Raw genomic sequence first — 19,879 nt, 5'->3', positions numbered from 1 at the left:
CAAGCCATGGCACCCGAGCGGACAACAGAAACGCCTGCTCATCCTGCGCCGATCCTACTCCCCCCGCGCGGTAGAGACGCCGACCCCACGCCACTACTCGACACGCTTGCGCGCGTCGCGGTGGCGATTGTGCAGCGGCGCGCCACCAAGGACAGTGAAATCGCCGCCGAGCCTACTCAACCAGAGCCATACAAGAATGAAGATCTATCCTTTACCGGATAGAGAACTCGTGCTAGAATGGTGGCGGGAAACAGATGTGCGGATCACGGTGTGCTCCGAGGCCAACAGGTACGATATGCGGTGTGCAGTCTACATTCGAGTCAGCGGGCGGCAGCAGGTCAAAGGCGTCAGCCTGGACGATCAGCTGCGCGCCTGCCGCGATTACGCCAGCCGGCAGGGCTGGCAGATCATTGAAGTCTATGTTGAGCCGGGGCGCAGCGCGTACAGTGAAAAGCTGGAGAAACGCGTCGCCTTTCAGCAGATGCTGCTAGATGCCAAGCAGAAGCACTTTGATGTGGTATTGGTCTACAAGCTCGACCGCTTCGCTCGCAAAACCCTGGTGCAATACCAGGCAGCGGCTGAGCTTGAGCGCCATCACGTTCAGATCGCCAGCGCGACCGAGCCGATCGACCGGAAGAGCGCGGCTGGCCGGATGACATTCGGGATGCTGGCGGTCGCGGCCGAAGCCTATTCCGATCAGCTCAGCGAGCGTATGCGTGACACTCGCCGGGCAGAGGCGCGCCAGGGCCGGCATGTCGGCCCGGTTCCCGTCGGCTACGTGCGCCGACCCGACGGCAAGCTTGAGCCATCATCCCACCTGCCTGATCGCGAAGCTGTGCAGGCCGCCTTTCGGCTCTATGCCTCCGGCAATGAGAGCGCGCGTACCGTCACAATCAAGCTGAACGAGCGTGGTTACACCTGGCCGAAGCCCGATGGCACGCGCATGCCATTCCACAAGGATGGCGTGGTCGAGCTGCTCCAGAACCCGATCTACATCGGGAATATTACCGCCGCTGGCGCAACGGTTGAGGGCGCACACGAACCACTGATCGACCGCGCGACCTGGGACGCTGCGCAGGCGATCCGCAGCACCCGCGCCGCCAAATCACCGATGGGCGGGCGAACCAGCATCGAGCCGGTGCAGCGACAGCAGGCCATGCTAATCGACCTGGCCTACTGCTCGAACTGCGGCGCGCGCCTATGGTACCTCTGCACGCCACGTTGCTACTATCGCTGTAGCGGGCGGGCCTCCGGCAGCCACTGTAATGCGCACTGGTGCCCTGCTGAGGCAAGTGAGCAACGTATCCTTCAGGCGATCAGTTTGCTCTGCCTGCCAAAGGATTGGCAGGATAAGGCGCTGGTCCGCGCTCAGACGATTGTAAAACGAACGCAACCAGGCCAGATCGACCGGCCCGCGCTTGAGGCCAGACTCAAGCGGCTGGGCCGGCTGTATCAGGATGGCCTGATCTCCGACGAGCAGTATGAGCGTGACCGAGACAGCTTGCGCGAACAGCTCTCGGCAGCGCCTGCGGCTCTGCCCGTCACCGATCTGCGCGGCGTCGCATCGCTGCTGGGCGATCTCCCAGCGATCATCAAGGAGGCAACAACCGAAGAGCGCCGTGCCATCTTGGTACAGCTGGTTGACCAGGTGTACCTCAGACACGACGCTCTCTTCGCAATTCGACCGACGTTGCGAGCATGGCCGCTTCTGCAAGCGGTATACGAGCAATCTTTACAAGTTGTCGATTGGTGGGCCGGGTGGGGATCGAACCCACGACACTCGGCTTAAAAGGCCGCTGCTCTACCACTGAGCTACCAGCCCACACGATGGGTATTATAACCGGCTTTACGATACACGCAAGCTGATGATATTCAAAACCTCCAGCACATCAGCCAGGAAAGCTGCTATGCTGGAGGTTCCTTTGGTAGCGGCGGATGGATTCGAACCATCGACCTTCGGGTTATGAGCCCGACGAGCTGCCACTGCTCCACGCCGCGATGAAGGGTGCACGGACCTACTCTCCCAGCGGGCAACCCGCCAGTACCATCGGCGCTGCTGCGTTTCACGACCCGGTTCGGGATGGGACGGGGTGGGACCACAGCGCTTCTCGCACACCACTGGCTCAGGGGCCAGTGCCGAGATACCAAATGACATCAGACCAAGCAGCGCATCATCTTCCGTACACGTCTTCCCCCAGGGAAGCCCTCGTCCATGCGCACTGGTCGCCTCCACGTGTCGCCACGCCTCCAGCTCCAGCCGCTCACCCAGTCATCTCCTGGGGGACTTACCGGGCCAAGCCCGTGAGTGTACTCATCTTGCGGCGCATTTCCCACTTAGATGCTTTCAGCGGTTCTTGCTTCCGGACATAGCTACGGAGCCTGCAGGTCGTCCCACAACTCCTCCACCAGCGGTCCGTCCAATCCGGTCCTCTCGTACTAAGATCAGCTCCGCGCAATACACTAGGCGCCCGTAGCGGATAGAGACCGAACTGTCTCACGACGTTCTGAACCCAGCTCGCGTGCCGCTTTAATGGGCGAACAGCCCAACCCTTGGGACCGACTCCAGCCCCAGGATGCGACGAGCCGACATCGAGGTGCCAAACCCTGCCGTCGATGTGAACTCTTGGGCAGGATCAGCCTGTTATCCCCAGGGTAGCTTTTATCCGATAAGCTACGGCCGTTCCACTCCGGGCCGTAGGATCACTAAGGCCGACTTTCGTCTCTGCGCGGCCTGTTTGCCTTGCAGTCAAGCCCCCTTGTGCCTTTGCACTCAACCGCGGGTTGCCATCCCGCGTGAGGGGACCATTGCGCGCCTCCGTTACCTTTTGGGAGGCGTCCGCCCCAGACAAACTACCCACCAGCCACGGTCCGCACCTTTCGCGCGTGAGGACGCAATCTACGACAGAGTGGTATTTCACTGCTGCCTCCCCGACCCCCGCAAGGGCCGGATCAAAGGCTCCCACCTATGCTACGCAGCCGTAGACCGCATCCAATGGCAAGCTGTAGTAAAGCTCCATGGGGTCTTTTTGTCCTGCTACGGGTTCACGGCGTCCTAACCGTGATCGCAGTTTCACCGAGCCCCGGGTCGAGACACTGCCCAGATCGTGATGCCTTTCGTGCGGGTCGGAACTTACCCGACAAGGAATTTCGCTACCTTAGGACTGTTATAGTTACAGCCGCCGTTCACTGGGGCTTCGGTTCGGAGCGTGAACCCCTCCCCTTAACCTTCCAGCACTGGGCAGGCATCAGCCCCTATACGTCGTCTTACGACTTCAGCAGGGACCTGTGGTTCTGTTATCCAGTCGCCTGGGCCTGGTTTGTGCCGCTCCCAGCCGCTCGCCGCGCAAGGCGGGTCACCGCCAGGAGCCCCCCTTCTACCGAAGGTACGGGGGTAAATTGCCGAGTTCCTTAACCCGGGATCACTCGTCCACCTTAGCTTGCTCAGCCAGCCTACCTGTGTCGGTTTGCGGTACGGGTACGGTTATTCTCCCGAGCCGGCCTTTCTTGACTGCCTAGGTGCCCCCCCTTGCGGTGGGTATTGCTACCCCCGCTCGCTCTCGCCTCTCGGTCACCGACACAGGGATTAACCTGTGCCTCCCTACCAGCTTGGACGGCGCACGTCTCGCCGCGGCGGTTCCCCATCAGCATCCGGCATTGGTCAAACGAATAAACCATAGTACTGGAATATCTACCAGTTGTCCATCGCTCATCACCCGCTGGGGTGTGGCTTAGGCCCGACTAACCCGCCGCGGATCACCCTTGCGGCGGAACCCTTAGGCTTCCGGTGGGGGAGGTTCGCACTCCCCTTCTCTGTTACTCGTTCCGGCATTCGCACTCGACAGGCCTCCACGGTTGGCTTCCGCTACCGCTTCGCCGGCCTGCCGACGCTCCCCTACCACGCAGCCAAAATGGCTGCATCCTGAGCTTCGGTACCATGCTTTGCCCCGCTGGATTATCGGCGCGCCGTCACTCGACCAGTGAGCTGTTACGCACTCTTTCAAGGGTGGCTGCTTCTAAGCCAACCTCCTGGTTGTTTGTGCAACGACACATCCTTTGCCACTCAGCATGGATTTCGGGACCTTAGCTGCAGGTCTGGGTTGTTTCCCTTTTGACAATGAACGTTTGCGCCCACTGTCTCACTCCGGTGGTGTGCTGCCTGCATTCGGAGTTTGCCGTCGCTTGGTAGGCGGTGAAGCCCCCGCACAACAACAGTGCTCTACCTCAGGCAGCCCCTACATCCGGGCTGCACCTCAATGCATTTCGGGGAGAACCAGCTATCTCCGCTTTCGATTGGCATTTCACCCCTATCCACAGTTCATCCGAGCAGTTTGTAACCTACACCGGTTCGGCCCTCCACGTCCTGTTACGGACGCTTCAGCCTGACCATGGATAGCTCAAGCGGTTTCGGGTCTACCCCCCGCGACACGCGCCCTATTCAGACTCGCTTTCGCTGTGGCTCCGCCTATGACTGGCTTAACCGGCCACGAAGGGTAACTCGCCGGATCATACTCCAAAAGGCACGCCGTCAGGCGACACAAGGTCTCGCCCTTCGACTGCACGTAAGCAGACGGTTTCAGGATCTATTTCACTCCCCTCGCCGGGGTAGCTTTTCACCGTTCCCTCACGGTACTGTGCGCTATCGGTCACTGCGTGTATGTAGCCTTGGGAGGTGGGCCCCCCAGCTTCACGCCGGATTTCTCGTGTCCGGCGCTACTCAAGAGCTATCCCAGGAGCAACGGCGTGGGTCGGGTACCCGGCTGTCACGGTCTGTGGCGACGCTTTCCAGACGTCTTTCCCTGCACGGTTGCGCACCTGCGAGAAGCGGCAGCTTCTCAGCGGATAGTCTTCCAACCCGAGACGCGCAAGGCCTGCCGGCTTGGCACGCGGCTCGTTTAGGCTTCCCCCGGTTCGCTCGCCGCTACTACGGGGATGATTTCTGTTCCTCGGGGTACATGAGATGTTTCAGTTCCCCCGGTGCCCTCCGCCAATCGGCGGTCACAGCCAAAGGCTGTGGGGTTGCCCCATTCGGAAATCGGAGGATCAACGCCCGCTCGCGGCTCCCCCCCGCTTATCGCAGCAATGCCACGTCCTTCTTCGGCACGCAGCGCCGAGGCATCCACCCTCTGCTCATTCTGTCTTCCCTGAAGGAAGACGTATATGGACGAAAATGATGCTCGGTCGCGCATCAGTCGCTTCCTTCACAGAAAGCGCTGACGCTTTGATGTCATTTCGTATCTCTGCACTTGGTAAGGTACAACAGCGGCTCCGAGGAGCTGCTGCAGGGCCTTCACCCCTGAATCGTGATGACGCCGTTGTTCCCATTCTCTCACTCCCCGCTCGCCGGGTGAGTGTTGTGGGTTCGCCTTCTCGCGAAGGTCTCCCTAGAAAGGAGGTGATCCAGCCGCACCTTCCGGTACGGCTACCTTGTTACGACTTCGTCCCAGTCGCTGCCCCTGCCCTCGGCCGCTGCCTCCGCCGAAACGGTTGGCCCACGGACTTCAAGCATTGACAACTCCCATGACGTGACGGGCGGTGTGTACAAGGCCCGGGTACGTATTCACCGCGCCATGGCTGATACGCGGTTACTAGCAACTCCGCCTTCATGGGGGCGAGTTGCAGCCCCCAATCTGCACTGGGTCGGTGATTGGCGATTTGCTCCCTGTTGCCAGGTCGCTGCGCATTGCCACCGACATTGTAGCGTGTGTGTCGCCCCAGGCGTAAGAGCCATGCGGACTTGACGTCATCCCCGCCTTCCTCCCAAGATGGGCAGTCCGGCCAGACACAGGTAACTGACCGTAGGGGTTGCGCTCGTTGCGGGACTTAACCCAACATCTCACGACACGAGCTGACGACAGCCATGCAGCATCTGTGGCACACCCTCGAAGGCGACCGGCTTTCACCGGCTTGCAGTGCCATGTCAAACCTGGGTAAGGTTCTGCGCGTTGCGTCGAATTAAACCACACGCTCCGCTGCTTGTGCGGGCCCCCGTCAATTCCTTTGAGTTTTAAGCTTGCGCTCGTAGTTCCCAGGCGGAATACTTACCGCGTTAGCTGGGGCACCCGGCGGACGAATATCGCCCCCCAGATGCCGAGTATTCATCGTTTACGGCGTGGACTACCCGGGTATCTAATCCGGTTCGCTCCCCACGCTTTCGCACCTGAGCGTCAGCTCTGGCCCAGTTCGCTGGTTTCCCCCTTGGTGTTCCTGCCGATCTCTACGCATTTCACCACTACACCGGCAATTCCACGAACCTCTGCCAGGCTCAAGTCGGGCCGTATGGGATGGCCTCGGCCCGTTAAGCGGGCCGCTTTCACACCCCACGTGCCCAACCGCCTGCGTGCGCTTTACGCCCAGTCAATCCGGACAACGCTTGGCTCCTCTGTCTTACCGCGGCTGCTGGCACAGAGTTAGCCGAGCCTTATTCCCGGGGTACGGTCACAATCATCCCCCGGAAAAGGAGTTTACAACCCGAAGGCCGTCATCCTCCACGCGGCGTTGCTCGTTCAGGCTTGCGCCCATTGACGAAAATTCCTTGCTGCTGCCTCCCGTAGGGTCTGGGCCGTGTCTCAGTCCCAGTCTGGCTGGTTGTCCTCACAGACCAGCTACCCGTCAGTGGCTTGGTGGGCCGTTACCCCGCCAACTACCTGATGGGCCGCAGGCTCCTCCGACCGCGCATTGCTGCTTTCCTCTTGCGAGCGTATGCGGGATTAGCACGCCTTTCGGCGCGTTATCCCCCACGGTCGGGCAGATTCCCACGTGTTCCTCAGCCGTGCGCCACTCAGAGCCCGAAGGCTCTCCGTGCGACTTGCATGCATTAGGCACGCCGCCAGCGTTCGTCCTGAGCCAGGATCAAACTCTTCATGCAGTGAATGGAGCGCCGAAGCGGCACCACCCACGACCCTGGCGAGAAAAAGAAAGAAAAGGACGGGAACGTGTGCATCATCACGATTCAGTTGTGAAGGTACAGGGTGCCGTGGACAGGGCGAAGGCGAACAAAAAAACCAGGGGCCAGCACGCAGTTGACGCGGCGGACACCTGGCGACGTCTCTGGCCACCCGGCCAGCGCGTTTCGCGGAAAGAGAGCGCCTTGACCTGTTTGTTACGTCTACCGCGTGAGCGGTGAGACGACGGCGAAACAACGAGGGAGAGTATAGCACAGGGTTGACGACGTGTCAAACCGGTGTTGCATCTCCGCTTCGGCGTTGCAGCGAGCGGCTCGTGAGCAGTTCACTCAGGTCGCCGGGGGTCGTTCGCAACGTCGCGGAGTGTAGCACAGGAGTGACGGTTTGTCAAACCGGTGTTTCGTCTCCACTTTCGCGTTGCGGCGAGCGGCGGTTTGGCTCATCGCCATCGTGCCGGGGGTCGTTCGCAACGAGGCGGAGTATACCATCCACCCCCGTACTTGTCAAACACTTTTGCGAATCGCACAAATTCGTTCATGTATCGCATCAGGATGCGGCAAATGAATAGCGCGAGCAAAGCTTGCTCCGAAATGAGTTTTCGCGAGTTTTTGGCAGTTTTCGGAGAACTAGGCGAAACGACTCCCAAATCAGGCGATGATGGCGTTGGCAATTGCCGCGATTTTGTCGGCGTAGGTGGTGCCAGGCACGGCCCAGCGCCCATTCAAGCCACGCCAGCTTGGGGCGGCACCGCGAAAACTTGCCGGCAGAGGACGGTAGCCAAGCGCGCGCTTGATCACATCGAGCTGTGCGGGGTTGCTTTGCGCATCGCCCAGGGCATAGGCGAGCAGACGGCCAGCGTGCGCGGGAATGGAGGAATCCTTCCAGCTTTCAAACGAAACGCCTTCTACCCACGCGCCATTTTTGATTGCCCAGATGCCCGAGACTGGCTGCGCGGCGTTGGTTCGGCCAGTGACGCCAATGCCGGCCGGGTTGCGGCGCGGGCGCTGCGCCCACCAGGAGCTGAGGTTGCCGGTTTCGTGGATCATTTGGGCGATGAGCATCACTGGCTCCATGCCAACAGACGCACAAACGGCGAAATAGGCCGGGACGATCGAGCCAGCTACATCGACTTCGTTGTATTCGCCGTGGGGGCGCGCCATGATGAAGCGGACGCATTGCTCGGAGCTGCCCTGGCGCGACGCACTGAGGATCGGGCTATCAGCGGAAAAAGCCATGGCGCACATCCTTTCCTACAAACTTGGTTCACTGTAGAGGTATGTGCCGATGATAGCGCGTGAGAAGAAGGGTGTGTGTTGCAGTTGCTGTGCGGTTCGATAGCCGATTGCACTATGTCTCGGCGGCGCGCTTGAGATAGAGCGCACCCAGATCGACATAGTTTTGGGCATTGCGACGAATGCGTTCGAGCTGGTCGGCGCGCAGTGGCTTGATGGTGCCGGGAATCCCAACAACCAGCGAGCCGGGCGGCACAACCATGCCTTCGGTGACGAGCGCGCGCGCCGCGATCAGGCTGCCTGCACCAATTTGCGCGTGGTTGAGGATCACCGCGCCCATGCCGATCAGCACGTCGTCGGCGACGGTGCAGCCATGCACAATCGCACCGTGCCCGATTGTCACGCCATTGCCGATGGAAAGCGGCGCATCGGGGTCGGCATGGAGCACGCTGCCATCCTGCATATTGGTGCGCTCACCCAGCACGATTGGCGCTTTGTCGCCGCGAATGACTGCCATAGGCCAGACGCTGGAGTGCGCGCCAATGCAGACGGTGCCGTGCACATAGGCATGCGGCGAGACGAATGCGCTCGGGTCGATTTCAAGATGATCGCCAAGATCGGGGAAGTGCGTGTTTGGCATAAAGGAGCCTCAAGAGCCGACAAAGGGCGTATTGCTATACGCCCAGACCAGGAACCGCAGAACCGCAGAACCAGGTTTCTTCCTGCTTCTCGCCATTGCGCTAGAGCGTGTGAAACCACCAATTCGGTGATGATGCGATGATGTTCGCGATTTTCGTGTAGCCGCCGCTGCGGGGATGCGCGCCATCATTGCTCACAACTTCTTGCTTGTACGCGGCATCCGAGACCAGCGGAGAAAACAGCTCGATGAATGGCACGCCAAGCGCAGCAGATTCGTCGGCAAAGGCGCGTGAAAGAGCGGAAATTCGTTCGTTCTGCGCATCTTCGGGCATTGGCGGCGGGCCAACCATCAGCAGCGGGTACCTGCTGGCGGCGCGCAGGATGGCGCGAACATTGGCGCGCGATTGCTCGAGCGCAACGCGCAGCGCGCCGCCTTCGATCATGCTGTCGTTGACACCGCAGGAAAGCACCACGCGATTGTCGCAGCCTGCGGGCAGGCGCAAGGAGCACTCATTTTCCCAGCGCTCCAGAATATCGGCGCTGGTGTTGCGACGAATGCCCAGGTTGTAGGACGTGATCGGGAAGCCACGCGCATACGCCAGCGCGCAGACGCGACCCACCCAGCCAAGCGCGGTTTCGTCGCCCGTGCCGTTGACGAAGGAATCGCCAACGAAACAAATCCTGATGTCGTCTGCTATCAAGAATTATCCACAGATTACGCAGATTACACAGATGTGCCGCCTCACCACGCGGCGAGGCCATACGAAGCCGCGCCAAGCAGGGCAGCCTTGGGGTTCAGGATGATATTGACCGGCATGCGCTGGAGCATGTCGGCAAAGCGGCCTTTGTTGAGAAAGGCCTGCATGAAATCCTGCTGCTCGAGCACGGGCAGAATGCGCGGTGGGATGCCGCCGCCAATATATACGCCGCCAGTCGACAGCACTTTCAGCGCAAGGTTGCCAGCTTCGGCGCCGAGGATGGCGACAAACAGGCGCAGCGTGGTGATGCACAGCGGGCAGGGGCGGGCGGCGTCGAGCGCGGCTTCCACAATCGCTGGCGTGTGGTCTTTGCTGGCGGCCAGCTTTTCGGCTAGCCAGGCCGGCTCTTCCGCAAAACCGCTGTCTTTCAGAAAGGCATAAATGTTGGGCAGGCCCAGACCCGAGCACACCCGCTCGCAGCTGACGTGGCCCAGGCGCTTTTGCAGGTAGCGCAGCAATTCGAGCTGCTGCGGGTCGTTGGGGGCGAATGAGGCGTGGCCACCTTCGGATGGGTGGGCGCGGTAGCGGCCATTCTCATAGGTAAGAAATGCTTCGCCCAGGCCGGTACCCGGCGCAACCACGGCAATCGCGCCGCCCTCAACCGCCTTGCCAGCATTCACCGCATGGAGGTCGGCGGGGGCGAGGTGCGGCACGGCATACGCAATCGACTCCAGGTCGTTCAGCAGCTTCACGGCGCGGAAATTCAGCTCGGCCGCCATGCCAGTTTCGCTCATTTTCCAGGGCAGGTTGGTGACTTCGGCGCGGCCAGCGAGCACCGGCCCGGCGACGCCAAAGCTGGCGTGCTCGATCGGGTACTCGTGCGTTTTGAGGAAGGCTTGAACCACCGCTTCCAGGCTGGGGTAGCCGCCGCTGGGGAAGGTTGCCGTCGCCAGCGGAGCCGCGAGGCCCTGATCGTGATTATACACAGCCAGAACGGTTTTGGTGCCGCCAATATCACCTGCCAGCAACATACGGGCCTCCTGCTCAAGCCAGGCGCATTGCAAGCCAATGCACTATTCGGTCGCGCGCGGTTGCCAAATGTTACAACGCAGGGCGAACTTTGTCGAGTGGCTGTAACAAAGGCGCAGGAAGCGAGACAAAGCCTGTGAGGCGTGAGAACCGCAGAAGGGCGTATTGCTATACGCCCAGACCCAAACCCAAAGCCGCAGAGAAGCACGAAACAAGAATATAGGCTGGTTCATCCGCGCGTTGCGGGCGCATCGCAAAAACAAGTAGTTCTACCCGCCGCCCAGCCAGCGGGTTTATAATGCCGGGCGTCTAACGCATACAGCAAAAGGAGCCGCACGATGGAGATTGGAATTACCGGATTGGGCCGCATGGGCGCGGGCATGGCCGAGCGCTGGCTGCGCAATGGGCACCGCGTTGTGGCGCACAATCGCAGCCACGAGCCGATTGATGCGCTGGCTGCCAAGGGTGCCGAGCCGGCTTATTCGATCAACGAGCTGGTTGAAAAGCTCCAGGCGCCGCGCGCAGTCTGGATCATGCTGCCGGCGGGTGATGTGACCGAGCAGATGATTCTGCAACTCATCCCGCTGCTGGAACCGGGTGACACGATTATCGACGGCGGCAATACCATGTACAAGGACGACATGCGCCGCGCCGAGATGCTGAAAGAGCACGGCCTGAACTACATCGACCAGGGCACCTCGGGTGGGGTGTGGGGCCTGGAAAATGGCTTTTGCATCATGGTTGGCGGCGAGAACGAGCTGGTGTCGCGGCTGGAGCCAGCCTTCAAAACACTGGCCCCGCCCGATGGCTATGTACACTGCGGGCCGGTTGGCAGCGGCCATTTCGTCAAAATGGTGCACAACGGCATCGAGTACGGCATGATGCAGGCCTACGCCGAAGGTTTTGAGATCATGCGCGCCAAGAAAGAGTTCAACCTCAACCTGTACAACATTTCGTCGGCGTGGCGCTATGGCAGTGTGGTGCGCTCGTGGCTGCTCGACCTGACGGTGGACGCCTTCAAGGACGACCCCGACCTGACCAGCCTGAAGGGCTATGTGGACGACAGCGGCGAAGGGCGCTGGACGATCCACGCCGCGATGGAGCTGGATGTGCCCGCGCCGGTGATCACACTCTCGCTGTTCGAGCGCTTCCACTCGCGCCAGCCCGAGTCGTTCGCGGCGAAAGTGCTGGCGGCGATGCGGCGCGGCTTTGGCGGGCACGCGGTGAAAAAAGCCCAGTAGTGATTTTGGATTGACGATTTACGATTTACGATTGCTGGCTTCCTCAATCGTAAATCGTAAATCCCAAATCGTAAATGAAGGAGCGTTTATGCCCTCCTCACCGTCTGCGCAAGCGGCGAAGCAGGCCGCGCCCTGCACCGTGGTAATTTTCGGCGCATCGGGCGACCTGACGCAGCGCAAGCTCGTGCCGGCCTTGTTCAACCTGCAGCACGAAAAAGCCTTGCCCGAAGGCTTTGCACTGGTTGGTTTTGCGCGCCGCAACAAAAGCGACGAGCAGTTCCGCGAGGAAATGCACACGGGCGTTGCGGCACACTCGCGCACGCAGCCGGTCGACGCGGGTGAGTGGGCAGCGTTCGCAAACAATATTCATTATCACACCGCCGAATTCGACGACCCGGCGGGCTATGCCGGGCTGCGCGAACTGCTCGACCGGCTGGACACCGAGCGCGGCATCGAGCCGGGGCAGGGCAATCGCCTGTTTTACCTCGCTACGCCGCCCGACGCCTACCCGCGCATTGTGACGCGCCTGGGCGAAGCGGGCCTGAACGGCACAGCGGGGCGGCGCGGCGCGAACGGCTGGACGCGCATCATCATCGAAAAGCCGTTTGGGCGCGACCTTGCGAGCGCCGAGGAGCTGAACGCGCATGTGCTGGGCGTGTTCGACGAAACGCAGGTCTACCGCATCGACCACTACCTGGGCAAGGAAACGGTGCAGAACATCCTGACCTTCCGCCTGGGCAACAGCATTTTCGAGCCGCTATGGAACCGACGCTACATCGACCATGTGCAGATTCTGGTGGCCGAGCAGATTGGCGTGGAAGGGCGCGGCGGCTACTACGACACGGCCGGCGCGATCCGCGATATGGTGCAGAACCATATGCTGCAGGTGCTGGCGCTGATCGCCATGGAGCCGCCGGCCGCCTTTACCGCCGACGGCGTGCGCAACGAAAAGGTCAAGGCGCTGCAGGCCATCCGCCCGATTGCGGCTGAGGAAACCGGCCAGTTCACCGTGCGCGGGCAGTACACCGACTACCGCAACGAAGCGGGCGTGGCGCGCAGCTCGATCACCGAAACCTTTGTGGCCATGAAGCTGGCGATCGACAACTGGCGCTGGTCGGGCGTGCCCTTCTACCTGCGCACCGGCAAATCGCTGCCGCAGCGCCTGACCGAGGTGCGCATTCAGTTCCGCCAGCCGCCGCTGATGCTGTTTTCACACAACGGCGACCACCCCGGCCACAGCGGCCCCGACCAGGCCATGGAGCCAAATGTGCTGGCGCTGCGCATCCAGCCAAACGAAGGCATTAACCTGTGCATCGGCCTGAAGCCGCCCGGCGCATCGCTGCAGCTCCAGCCGGTCGAGCTTGGCTTCAACTATGGCGAGGGCTTTGGGAAAGAATCGCCCGAGGCGTATGAGCGCCTGCTGCTGGATGCCATTCTGGGCGACGCGACGCTGTTCATCCGCCGCGATGAGGTGGAAGCCGCCTGGTCGCTGATCACGCCGATCATGGAAGGCTGGGCACAGGGCCACGCACCCAAGCCCGCGCCCTACTGGCCGGGCACCTGGGGCCCCGAGGCCGCCGACACCCTGATTGAACGCGATGGGCGGGCGTGGCACAAGCCGTAGGATTTTTGATGGGACGCGGATGAACGCCGAAAAACGCGAGGCAATGGCTTCAGGCAGCCATTATCCGTGTTCTCCGCGCGCGTCTGCGTCCAATTAAAGTTTGCTACGCTTTGACGCACCCCCGGCTCTGTGGTACACTGCGCGCAGTTTATTAAACACAGCCTCGACCCACTGTGGTCGAGGTATTTTTTGCGAAGAAGATGCAACGAAAAGACATTCGGAATATTGCGATTATCGCACACGTCGATCACGGCAAGACCACGCTGGTCGACGCGATGCTGCGCCAGAGCCACATTTTCCGCGACAACCAGCAGGTTGCCGAGCGCGTGATGGACTCGAACGACCTTGAGCGCGAGCGCGGCATCACCATCATGTCGAAGAACACCGCCGTTGTTTATAAAGACGTGAAGATCAACATCGTCGACACGCCCGGCCACGCCGACTTTGGCGGCGAGGTCGAGCGGGTGATGAACCTCGTGGACGGCGTGCTGCTGCTGGTCGACGCCATGGACGGCCCGATGCCGCAGACACGCTTTGTGCTGCGCAAGGCCCTGCAGGCCGGCCACCGCGCGATCGTCGTCGTCAACAAGGTCGACCGCCCGAACGCGCGGCCCAACCATGTCGTCAACGAAACCTTCGACCTGTTTGTCGACCTGGGCGCGAACGACGAGCAGGCCGAATTCGCCACGATCTACACCAACGCGCTGACCGGTCAGGCCGGGCGCTCGCCGCTAAAAATGTACGAAACGCTGGAACCGCTGTTCGAGGCGATTCTCAACCAGCTGCCGCCACCCGAAACCAAGCCCGACGAGCCGACCCAGCTGCTGGTGACGAACACCATCCACGACGCCTACAAAGGCAAAATCCTGATTGGGCGACTGCTGCGCGGCGCGATTCGGCGCGGCCAGGCGGTGGCGCATATCGACCGCACTGGCGCGCTGAAGCCGGCCAAAATCAACCAGCTTTTCGTTTTCCAGGGCCTTGAGCGCATCGAGGTTGAAGAAGCCGAGGCTGGCGACATTATTGCGCTGGCAGGCATTCCCGAGGCCGGCATTGGCGACACGATTGCCGACGCCGATTTCCCCGAGGCGCTGCCCACAATCGCTGTCGAAGAACCGACCGTGCGCATGAGCTTCAGCATCAACAACAGCCCGTTTGCTGGCCGCGAAGGCACGCACGTAACCTCGCGCAAGCTGCGCGAGCGGCTGTATACCGAGCTGGAGCGTGATGTCGCGCTGCGCGTGGCCGATACCGACACCAACGACGCCTTCTCGGTGAGCGGGCGCGGCGAGCTGCACCTGACCATCCTGATCGAAACGATGCGGCGCGAAGGCTATGAGTTTCAGGTTTCGCGGCCCGAAGTGATCTTCAAGGATGTCGATGGGCAGAAGCTGGAGCCAATCGAGCAGGTCGAGATCGAGGTTTCCGAGCAGTACCAGGGCACCGTCATCGAGCTGATGGGCGCGCGCCGCGGCGTGATGCGCGATATGAGCTACCGCGACGACGGCACGGTGCATATGGTGTTCCACGTGCCAACGCGTGGCCTGCTTGGCTTCCGCCAGACCTTCCTGACGGCAACGCGTGGCGAGGGCATTGTGAACTCGCTGTTCATGGGCTACGAGCCACTGGCCGGCGAGCTGAACACCCGCAACAACGGCTCGCTGATCGCGTCAGAAAGCGGCACCGCCACCACCTTCGGCCTGTATGGCGCGCAGGAGCGCGGGCAGCTCTTTATCACGCCCGGCACCGACGTGTACGAGGGCATGGTGGTCGGCCAGCACATCCGCAGCCGCGACCTTGAGGTGAATGTGTGCCGCAAAAAGCACCTGACGAACATGCGCTCGTCGGGCGCGGACGAGGCGCTGCGCCTGGAGCCGCCGCGCGTGCTCAGCCTCGACGACGCGATTGAGTATATTGGCGACGACGAGCTTGTGGAGGTGACGCCGAAGGGCTTCCGCCTGCGCAAGAAAATCCTCAGCGCCGACGACCGCAAGCGCGACCAGAAGCGCCGCGAGATGGCGATGGCGGGCGCAAGCTAATCGCTTCTTTCGGCAGCACAAAGCGCGCGGTTCCGCTTGGCGGGCCGCGCGCTTTGTTGATTCTGGGGAGCCGAAATCATCCACAGATGACGCAGATGCCGCAGATTTGGGCGGGTTTGAGAAAGCCTGCGTAAGCCGCCAGAAACAAGCCAGGAGTTTGCCACAAAGACACGAAGTACTCTGGAAAATGCATTTCCCTGTACTCAGCTTCCAGGAAGCTCAAGCCAGTTTTCCTTCAATCTGGTAGCCAGATGAGCTTCCTGGAAGCTTGCCAGTTGTATAAAAAGAACTTTTTCCAGAGCACGAAGACTCACAGTAATTTCACGTTTGATTTCTGCGGCCTTCGAGTCTTCGAGCCTTCGTGGCAATATAACTGACCCCTGACCCTGAATACTATTTTATGGCTTCGTCCACGAATACCAGCCGGTATCGTACTGCAAGCCGCTGCGCTGGTAGGTGTATGAGGTTTGCAGCACCTGCCCGCTGCTCAGGCCGGTAATGGTGTATTCCCAGCGCGCCGTGCCGCTGTTGTAGGTCATGTTCACGTTCTGCTGCGAGATACCTGGGCGGATGTAGTGAATGATCACGTAGCCGGCGGTCCAGCCGTTGGGCTTGAACCATGCCAGCGCGGTGCTGGCGTTGACGTTGCTCACGCCCTGCGTGAAGGCCGTTCCGCTTGGCGTGGCCGTGGGCGGCACAGGCGTGGCGGTGGGCTGCGTGCCGGTGCCATTGGCCGTAAACACGCGCACATAGTCAACCAGCATGGGCTGGCCTGAGACGGTCGATGCGGTGGGGTTGCCCGGCCAGCCGCCGCCCATCGCGACGTTCAGAATGATGAAGAAGCCGTGCTGGGTGGCATTGTTCCAGGTCGTCGCATCCATCTGGTTGCTGCGCACCGTGAAGAAATTGACGCCATCGAGGTACCAGCGGATCTGCTGCGGCGAGGTGCTGTAGTCCAGCTCCATGCGGTAGGTGTGGTAGGCCGATTGCAGCGACGAGCCGCCTGGCACGGTGCTGCCGCCAAGGCCCGAGGTTTCGTTGCACGGCCCGCCCGGGCTGACGCCGCAGTGCAGGGTGCCATACTCGGTGTTGACGCCGTTGATGTTTTCCATGATGTCGATTTCGCCAATGCCCGGCCAGTTGAGGTAGTTGCCGCGGAACGGCGCGCCCAGCGTCCAGAAGGCCGGCCAGTAGCCCTGCGCACCCGCGCCCGAGACATTCGGCAGCTTGATCGACGCTTGGATCGCAAGCCCGCCACCGGCTGGCGGCTGGAAGTTGGTGCGCTGCGTCTCGATGCGCCCGCTGGTCCAGCTGCCGTTGGCTGCGCGAATGGGCTTGATCGCAAGGTGGCCCGCGCCGTCGTGGTAGACGTTGGCGGTGCTGGTGGTCATGGTCTCGATCTCGCCAGTGCCCCAGCCACCCGGGCAGCCTGCGCAGCCATAGCCGGTGCCGGTGTCGTACAGCCAGTTGCTGGTGTTTGCGCCCGTGTTCGCCGCCGCGTTGAACTCGTCGCTCCAGATCTGCGTCCAGGTCGATAGTGCTGCGTGGGCCGGCTGGGCCGGCACCGCCAGCAGGGCAGCCTGCACTGCAACCAGCGCCGCCAGACACATCAGTGCCAGCCAGCGCAACCAACCCGACCGCGACACCGACGTCTCGCTTCTCCATCGCACGTTCATAGTGCCTCCTCACGATTCACCATAGAATCCGCCCCGGCATTGCCAGCGGCTGTGGAGTATGAAGATTGGGCTGCCAGGGATGTGCATATTTAAGCACCGCAAGCGCGAATTGCAAGCCTGCGCAGGGTGCTGAAAAGGGGACAAACTCCACCGCCGCCCGCCAGCAAAGAGGGACAAAAGAGGTACAAGCGCGCAGGTGGATCGGTTACAATGGGGCGGCAACGCGGCACACTCCAGTCGGTCAGGAGCTTTTCTATGAGCAACGGTTCCCTGTTTGGCGGCTGGGTGAAACGGCGGCGGCGCGCGCTTGGGCTGACGCAAAATGATCTGGCGCAGCAGGTGGCCTGCTCGCACGATCTGATCAAGAAGATCGAAGCCGGCACGCGCCGCCCGTCGGTGCAGATCGCCAGGCGGCTGGCCACCTTTCTCGATATCCCGCCCGCCGAGCACGAAGCCTTCCTGCATGCCGCTCGCCCCGATCTGCTGGCCGCGCCGCCGCTGCCCCTGCCCGCGTTGGTGCTGCCACCCTTGTCGCCTCCCGCACATCGCGCCACGCCCCTGATTGGCCGCGAGCGCGAAGTCGAGCAACTACTGGCCTTACTGCGCGCCGCAAGCACACGCCTGCTCACCCTGACCGGGCCGGGCGGCATTGGCAAGACGCGCCTGAGTCAGCAGGTTCTCGCGCTGCTGCCGCCCCCAGCCGATGGCGCGGCATTTGTTTCGCTGGCGAGCATTTCCGCGCCCGCGCTGGTGCTGCCAACCATTGCCCAGGCGCTGGGCGTGAAAGAACAGCGCGACCGCACAATCAGCGAGGCGCTGCTGGCCTGGCTGGGCCCGCGCGAGATGCTGCTGGTGCTCGACAACTTCGAGCAGGTGCTCCTGGCCGCGCCCGATATCGCTGCGCTGCTGCAAGCCGCGCCACGCCTGCGCCTGCTGGTCACCAGCCGGGCGGCGCTGCGCCTGCCGAACGAGCGCGAATTTGCGGTCGCACCACTGGCCCTGCCCGATCTGCAAGCAGCGCCGCAGCCGGCCGCCCTGCTGCGCTCGCCCGCCGTGGCCTTGTTTGTCGAGCGCGCCCGCGCCGCGCAGCCGGCCTTCGCGCTCAGCGAGGCCAACGCCCGCCCGATTGCACAGATCTGCGCGCGCCTGGATGGCCTGCCGCTGGCGATTGAGCTGGCCGCCGCGCGGATTGCCACGCTTTCCGCGCCCGCGCTGCTGGCACGACTGGCGGGTGCCTACCAGCAAGGCACGCTCGATGTGCTTGGCGAAGCCCCGCACGACCTGCCCGACCGCCAGCGCACCATGCGCTCGACGATTGCGTGGAGCTATTTGCTGCTCGATGCAACGCAGCAGCAGGTGTTTCGCCGCATGGGCGTGTTTGTGGGCGGCGGCACGGCCGAAGCTGCGGCGGCGGTGTGCGCCAACATTGCCGATCTTCCCGCGCAGCTGGCTGCGCTCGCCAGCCAGAGTTTGCTGCATATCGTCGCTGGCGCGGATGGGCAGGCGCGCTTCGCCATGCTCGAAACCTTGCGCGAGTTTGCGCTGGAGCGACTGGCCGAAGCTGGCGAGCTGGCAGAAACGCAGCGCCGCCACGCGCAGTTCTTTGTCGCGCTGGCCGAAGCGGGCGAGCCGGCCTTTCGGAACGCCGCGCAGCCAGCATGGTTGCGGCAGCTCGAAACCGAACACGACAACCTGCGCGCCGCGCTGTCGTGGAGCTATGGCGCAGCCGAACAGGCCGCGCTGGGCTTTCGGCTGGTGGCGGTGCTGTGGCAGTTCTGGCTGGTGCGCGGCTATGTGAGCGAAGGGCGAAGCTGGATCGCCGGGCTGCTGGCACGCGAAACCAGCGCTGCCGCAACGCCCGAACGCGCCTGCGCACTCAATGGCGCCGGCCTGCTGGCCTGGTCGCGCAACGACTTTCGGGCAGCGACGGCCCTGCTCGAACAGGCGCTGGCAGCTTTCACCGCGCTGGGCGATGCACACGGCCGCGCCTGGGCGCTCAACCACCTCGGGCAGGTCGAGCTTGCCTATGAGCATACCGCCCGCGCCATCACGCTCTTCGACGAAAGTCTGGCGCTGTTTCGCGCCGAAGGGGCCGGCTGGAACATGGGCTGGACCCTGCTCAACCTTGGCCTCGCGAGCTGGGCGCGCGCCGATCACGAGCAGGCCGAGCGCCATTTTGCCGAAAGCCTGGCCTTGTTTCGCCAAACCGGCGAGCAGCGCGGCATTGCCTGGGCGCTCGAGCATCTGGGCCGCAATGCGCTCCTGCGCGGCGACACGGCCCGCGCCCACCAACTGCTCAGCGAAAGTCTGGCACTGTTCCGCGCCATGCACGATCAGGAAGGCAGCGCCTGGCTGCTGGAGCACCTGGGGCGGATTGCGCTGGCGCGCAGCAACTGGCACGAGGCCGCCGCGCTGTTTGGCGAGAGTCTCCAGCTTGCGCGCAGCATCGGCCACGCCTGGGGAATTGGGCGCGGCCTGGTGGAATTCGCCGGCATGGCCCTGCTGCGCGGCCAGCCCGAGCGCGCCGCCCAGCTGGTTGGCGCTGCCGAAAGCATTTTCAGCAGTTTCGATGGGCCGATGGAGCTGGCCGACCAGGCGCATTACGAGGACACGCTAGCGACAATCTGCGCCAGCATGCCGCCCGCGTTATTTGCCGCCGCCCGCGCCGCCGGGCAAAAACTCGCGAGCGCGCAGGCCATTGCCTACGCGCTCGCTCAGGAGTAAGGCGAGGTTCGTCAGCTCAACTACGCACGACTATGTCAACGTTAGAAGGGCCGCCAGATCGATCCACAGATTACG

10 protein-coding genes, 2 tRNA genes, 3 rRNA genes and 2 pseudogenes are annotated in these 19,879 nt (G+C 62.4%); 6 read left to right on the top strand and 11 right to left on the bottom strand.

Features of this window, described 5'->3' with window-relative positions:
• Positions 1–6: 6 nt before the first annotated feature.
• Both M1P90_RS28735 and M1P90_RS28730 read left to right on the top strand, forming a co-directional pair.
• Positions 7–222, top strand: a complete 216-nt coding sequence (locus M1P90_RS28735) for a hypothetical protein (RefSeq protein ID WP_483699132.1) — start codon at positions 7–9, stop codon at positions 220–222.
• Positions 197–1,084 (top strand): annotated as a pseudogene (locus M1P90_RS28730) (recombinase family protein); the annotation flags it as partial. The gene M1P90_RS28735 and the pseudogene M1P90_RS28730, both read left to right, overlap by 26 nt.
• 114 nt (positions 1,085–1,198) lie before the next feature.
• On the opposite strand, the gene M1P90_RS28725 reads toward M1P90_RS28730, so the two are convergent.
• The 10 genes from M1P90_RS28725 to glk form a co-directional block, all read right to left on the bottom strand.
• Entirely contained in the window at positions 1,199–1,663 is a 465-nt protein-coding gene (locus M1P90_RS28725; RefSeq protein WP_483699131.1) for a hypothetical protein, read from the bottom strand.
• 84 nt (positions 1,664–1,747) lie between these two features.
• A tRNA-Lys gene (locus tag M1P90_RS28720) sits at positions 1,748–1,822 on the bottom strand.
• Between the two features lie 101 nt (positions 1,823–1,923).
• Positions 1,924–1,998 (bottom strand) — tRNA-Met (locus tag M1P90_RS28715).
• Positions 1,999–2,002: 4 nt separating this feature from the next.
• A 5S ribosomal RNA gene (gene rrf / locus M1P90_RS28710) occupies positions 2,003–2,118 on the bottom strand.
• A 76-nt stretch (positions 2,119–2,194) separates the two neighbouring features.
• Positions 2,195–5,143: ribosomal RNA gene (locus tag M1P90_RS28705) — 23S ribosomal RNA — on the bottom strand.
• Positions 5,144–5,385: 242 nt separating this feature from the next.
• Positions 5,386–6,865: ribosomal RNA gene (locus M1P90_RS28700) — 16S ribosomal RNA — on the bottom strand.
• Together the 16S, 23S and 5S rRNA genes with 2 tRNA genes alongside form the textbook arrangement of a ribosomal RNA operon.
• A gap of 684 nt (positions 6,866–7,549) precedes the next feature.
• Complete coding sequence (locus tag M1P90_RS28695) at positions 7,550–8,137, bottom strand: glucosaminidase domain-containing protein (RefSeq protein ID WP_483699130.1); 588 nt, start codon at positions 8,135–8,137, stop codon at positions 7,550–7,552.
• Between the two features lie 112 nt (positions 8,138–8,249).
• Positions 8,250–8,774: a gamma carbonic anhydrase family protein gene (locus tag M1P90_RS28690; protein WP_483699129.1), complete on the bottom strand. Its 525-nt coding sequence runs from the start codon at positions 8,772–8,774 to the stop codon at positions 8,250–8,252.
• 100 nt (positions 8,775–8,874) lie between these two features.
• A complete protein-coding gene (locus M1P90_RS28685) occupies positions 8,875–9,474 on the bottom strand; it encodes a GDSL-type esterase/lipase family protein (protein WP_483699128.1) in 600 nt (199 codons plus the stop codon).
• A gap of 41 nt (positions 9,475–9,515) precedes the next feature.
• Complete coding sequence (gene glk / locus M1P90_RS28680) at positions 9,516–10,502, bottom strand: glucokinase (RefSeq protein WP_483699127.1); 987 nt, start codon at positions 10,500–10,502, stop codon at positions 9,516–9,518.
• 327 nt (positions 10,503–10,829) lie between these two features.
• On the opposite strand from glk, the pseudogene gnd reads away from it, so the two are divergent.
• The 3 genes and pseudogenes from gnd to typA form a co-directional block, all read left to right on the top strand.
• Positions 10,830–11,741, top strand: a pseudogene (gene gnd / locus M1P90_RS28675) (phosphogluconate dehydrogenase (NAD(+)-dependent, decarboxylating)); the annotation flags it as partial.
• 88 nt (positions 11,742–11,829) lie between these two features.
• Positions 11,830–13,365, top strand: coding sequence for a glucose-6-phosphate dehydrogenase (gene zwf, locus M1P90_RS28670; protein ID WP_483699126.1), 1,536 nt, complete (start codon positions 11,830–11,832; stop codon positions 13,363–13,365).
• A gap of 200 nt (positions 13,366–13,565) precedes the next feature.
• Positions 13,566–15,404 (top strand): translational GTPase TypA, encoded by a 1,839-nt coding sequence (gene typA / locus M1P90_RS28665; protein WP_483699125.1) that lies wholly within the window; start codon positions 13,566–13,568, stop codon positions 15,402–15,404.
• Positions 15,405–15,802: 398 nt separating this feature from the next.
• Here the strand turns inward: typA and M1P90_RS28660 are convergent, their stop codons facing one another.
• Positions 15,803–17,080: a glycoside hydrolase family 16 protein gene (locus tag M1P90_RS28660; protein ID WP_483699124.1), complete on the bottom strand. Its 1,278-nt coding sequence runs from the start codon at positions 17,078–17,080 to the stop codon at positions 15,803–15,805.
• Positions 17,081–17,335: 255 nt separating this feature from the next.
• Between M1P90_RS28660 and M1P90_RS28655 the strand changes: the two genes are divergently transcribed.
• Entirely contained in the window at positions 17,336–19,804 is a 2,469-nt protein-coding gene (locus tag M1P90_RS28655; protein WP_483699123.1) for a helix-turn-helix domain-containing protein, read from the top strand.
• Positions 19,805–19,879: the final 75 nt, after the last annotated feature.

The sequence above is a fragment of the Kouleothrix sp. 19917 genome (assembly GCF_057073505.1).
This window is presented reverse-complemented; position numbering and strand designations above follow the sequence as displayed.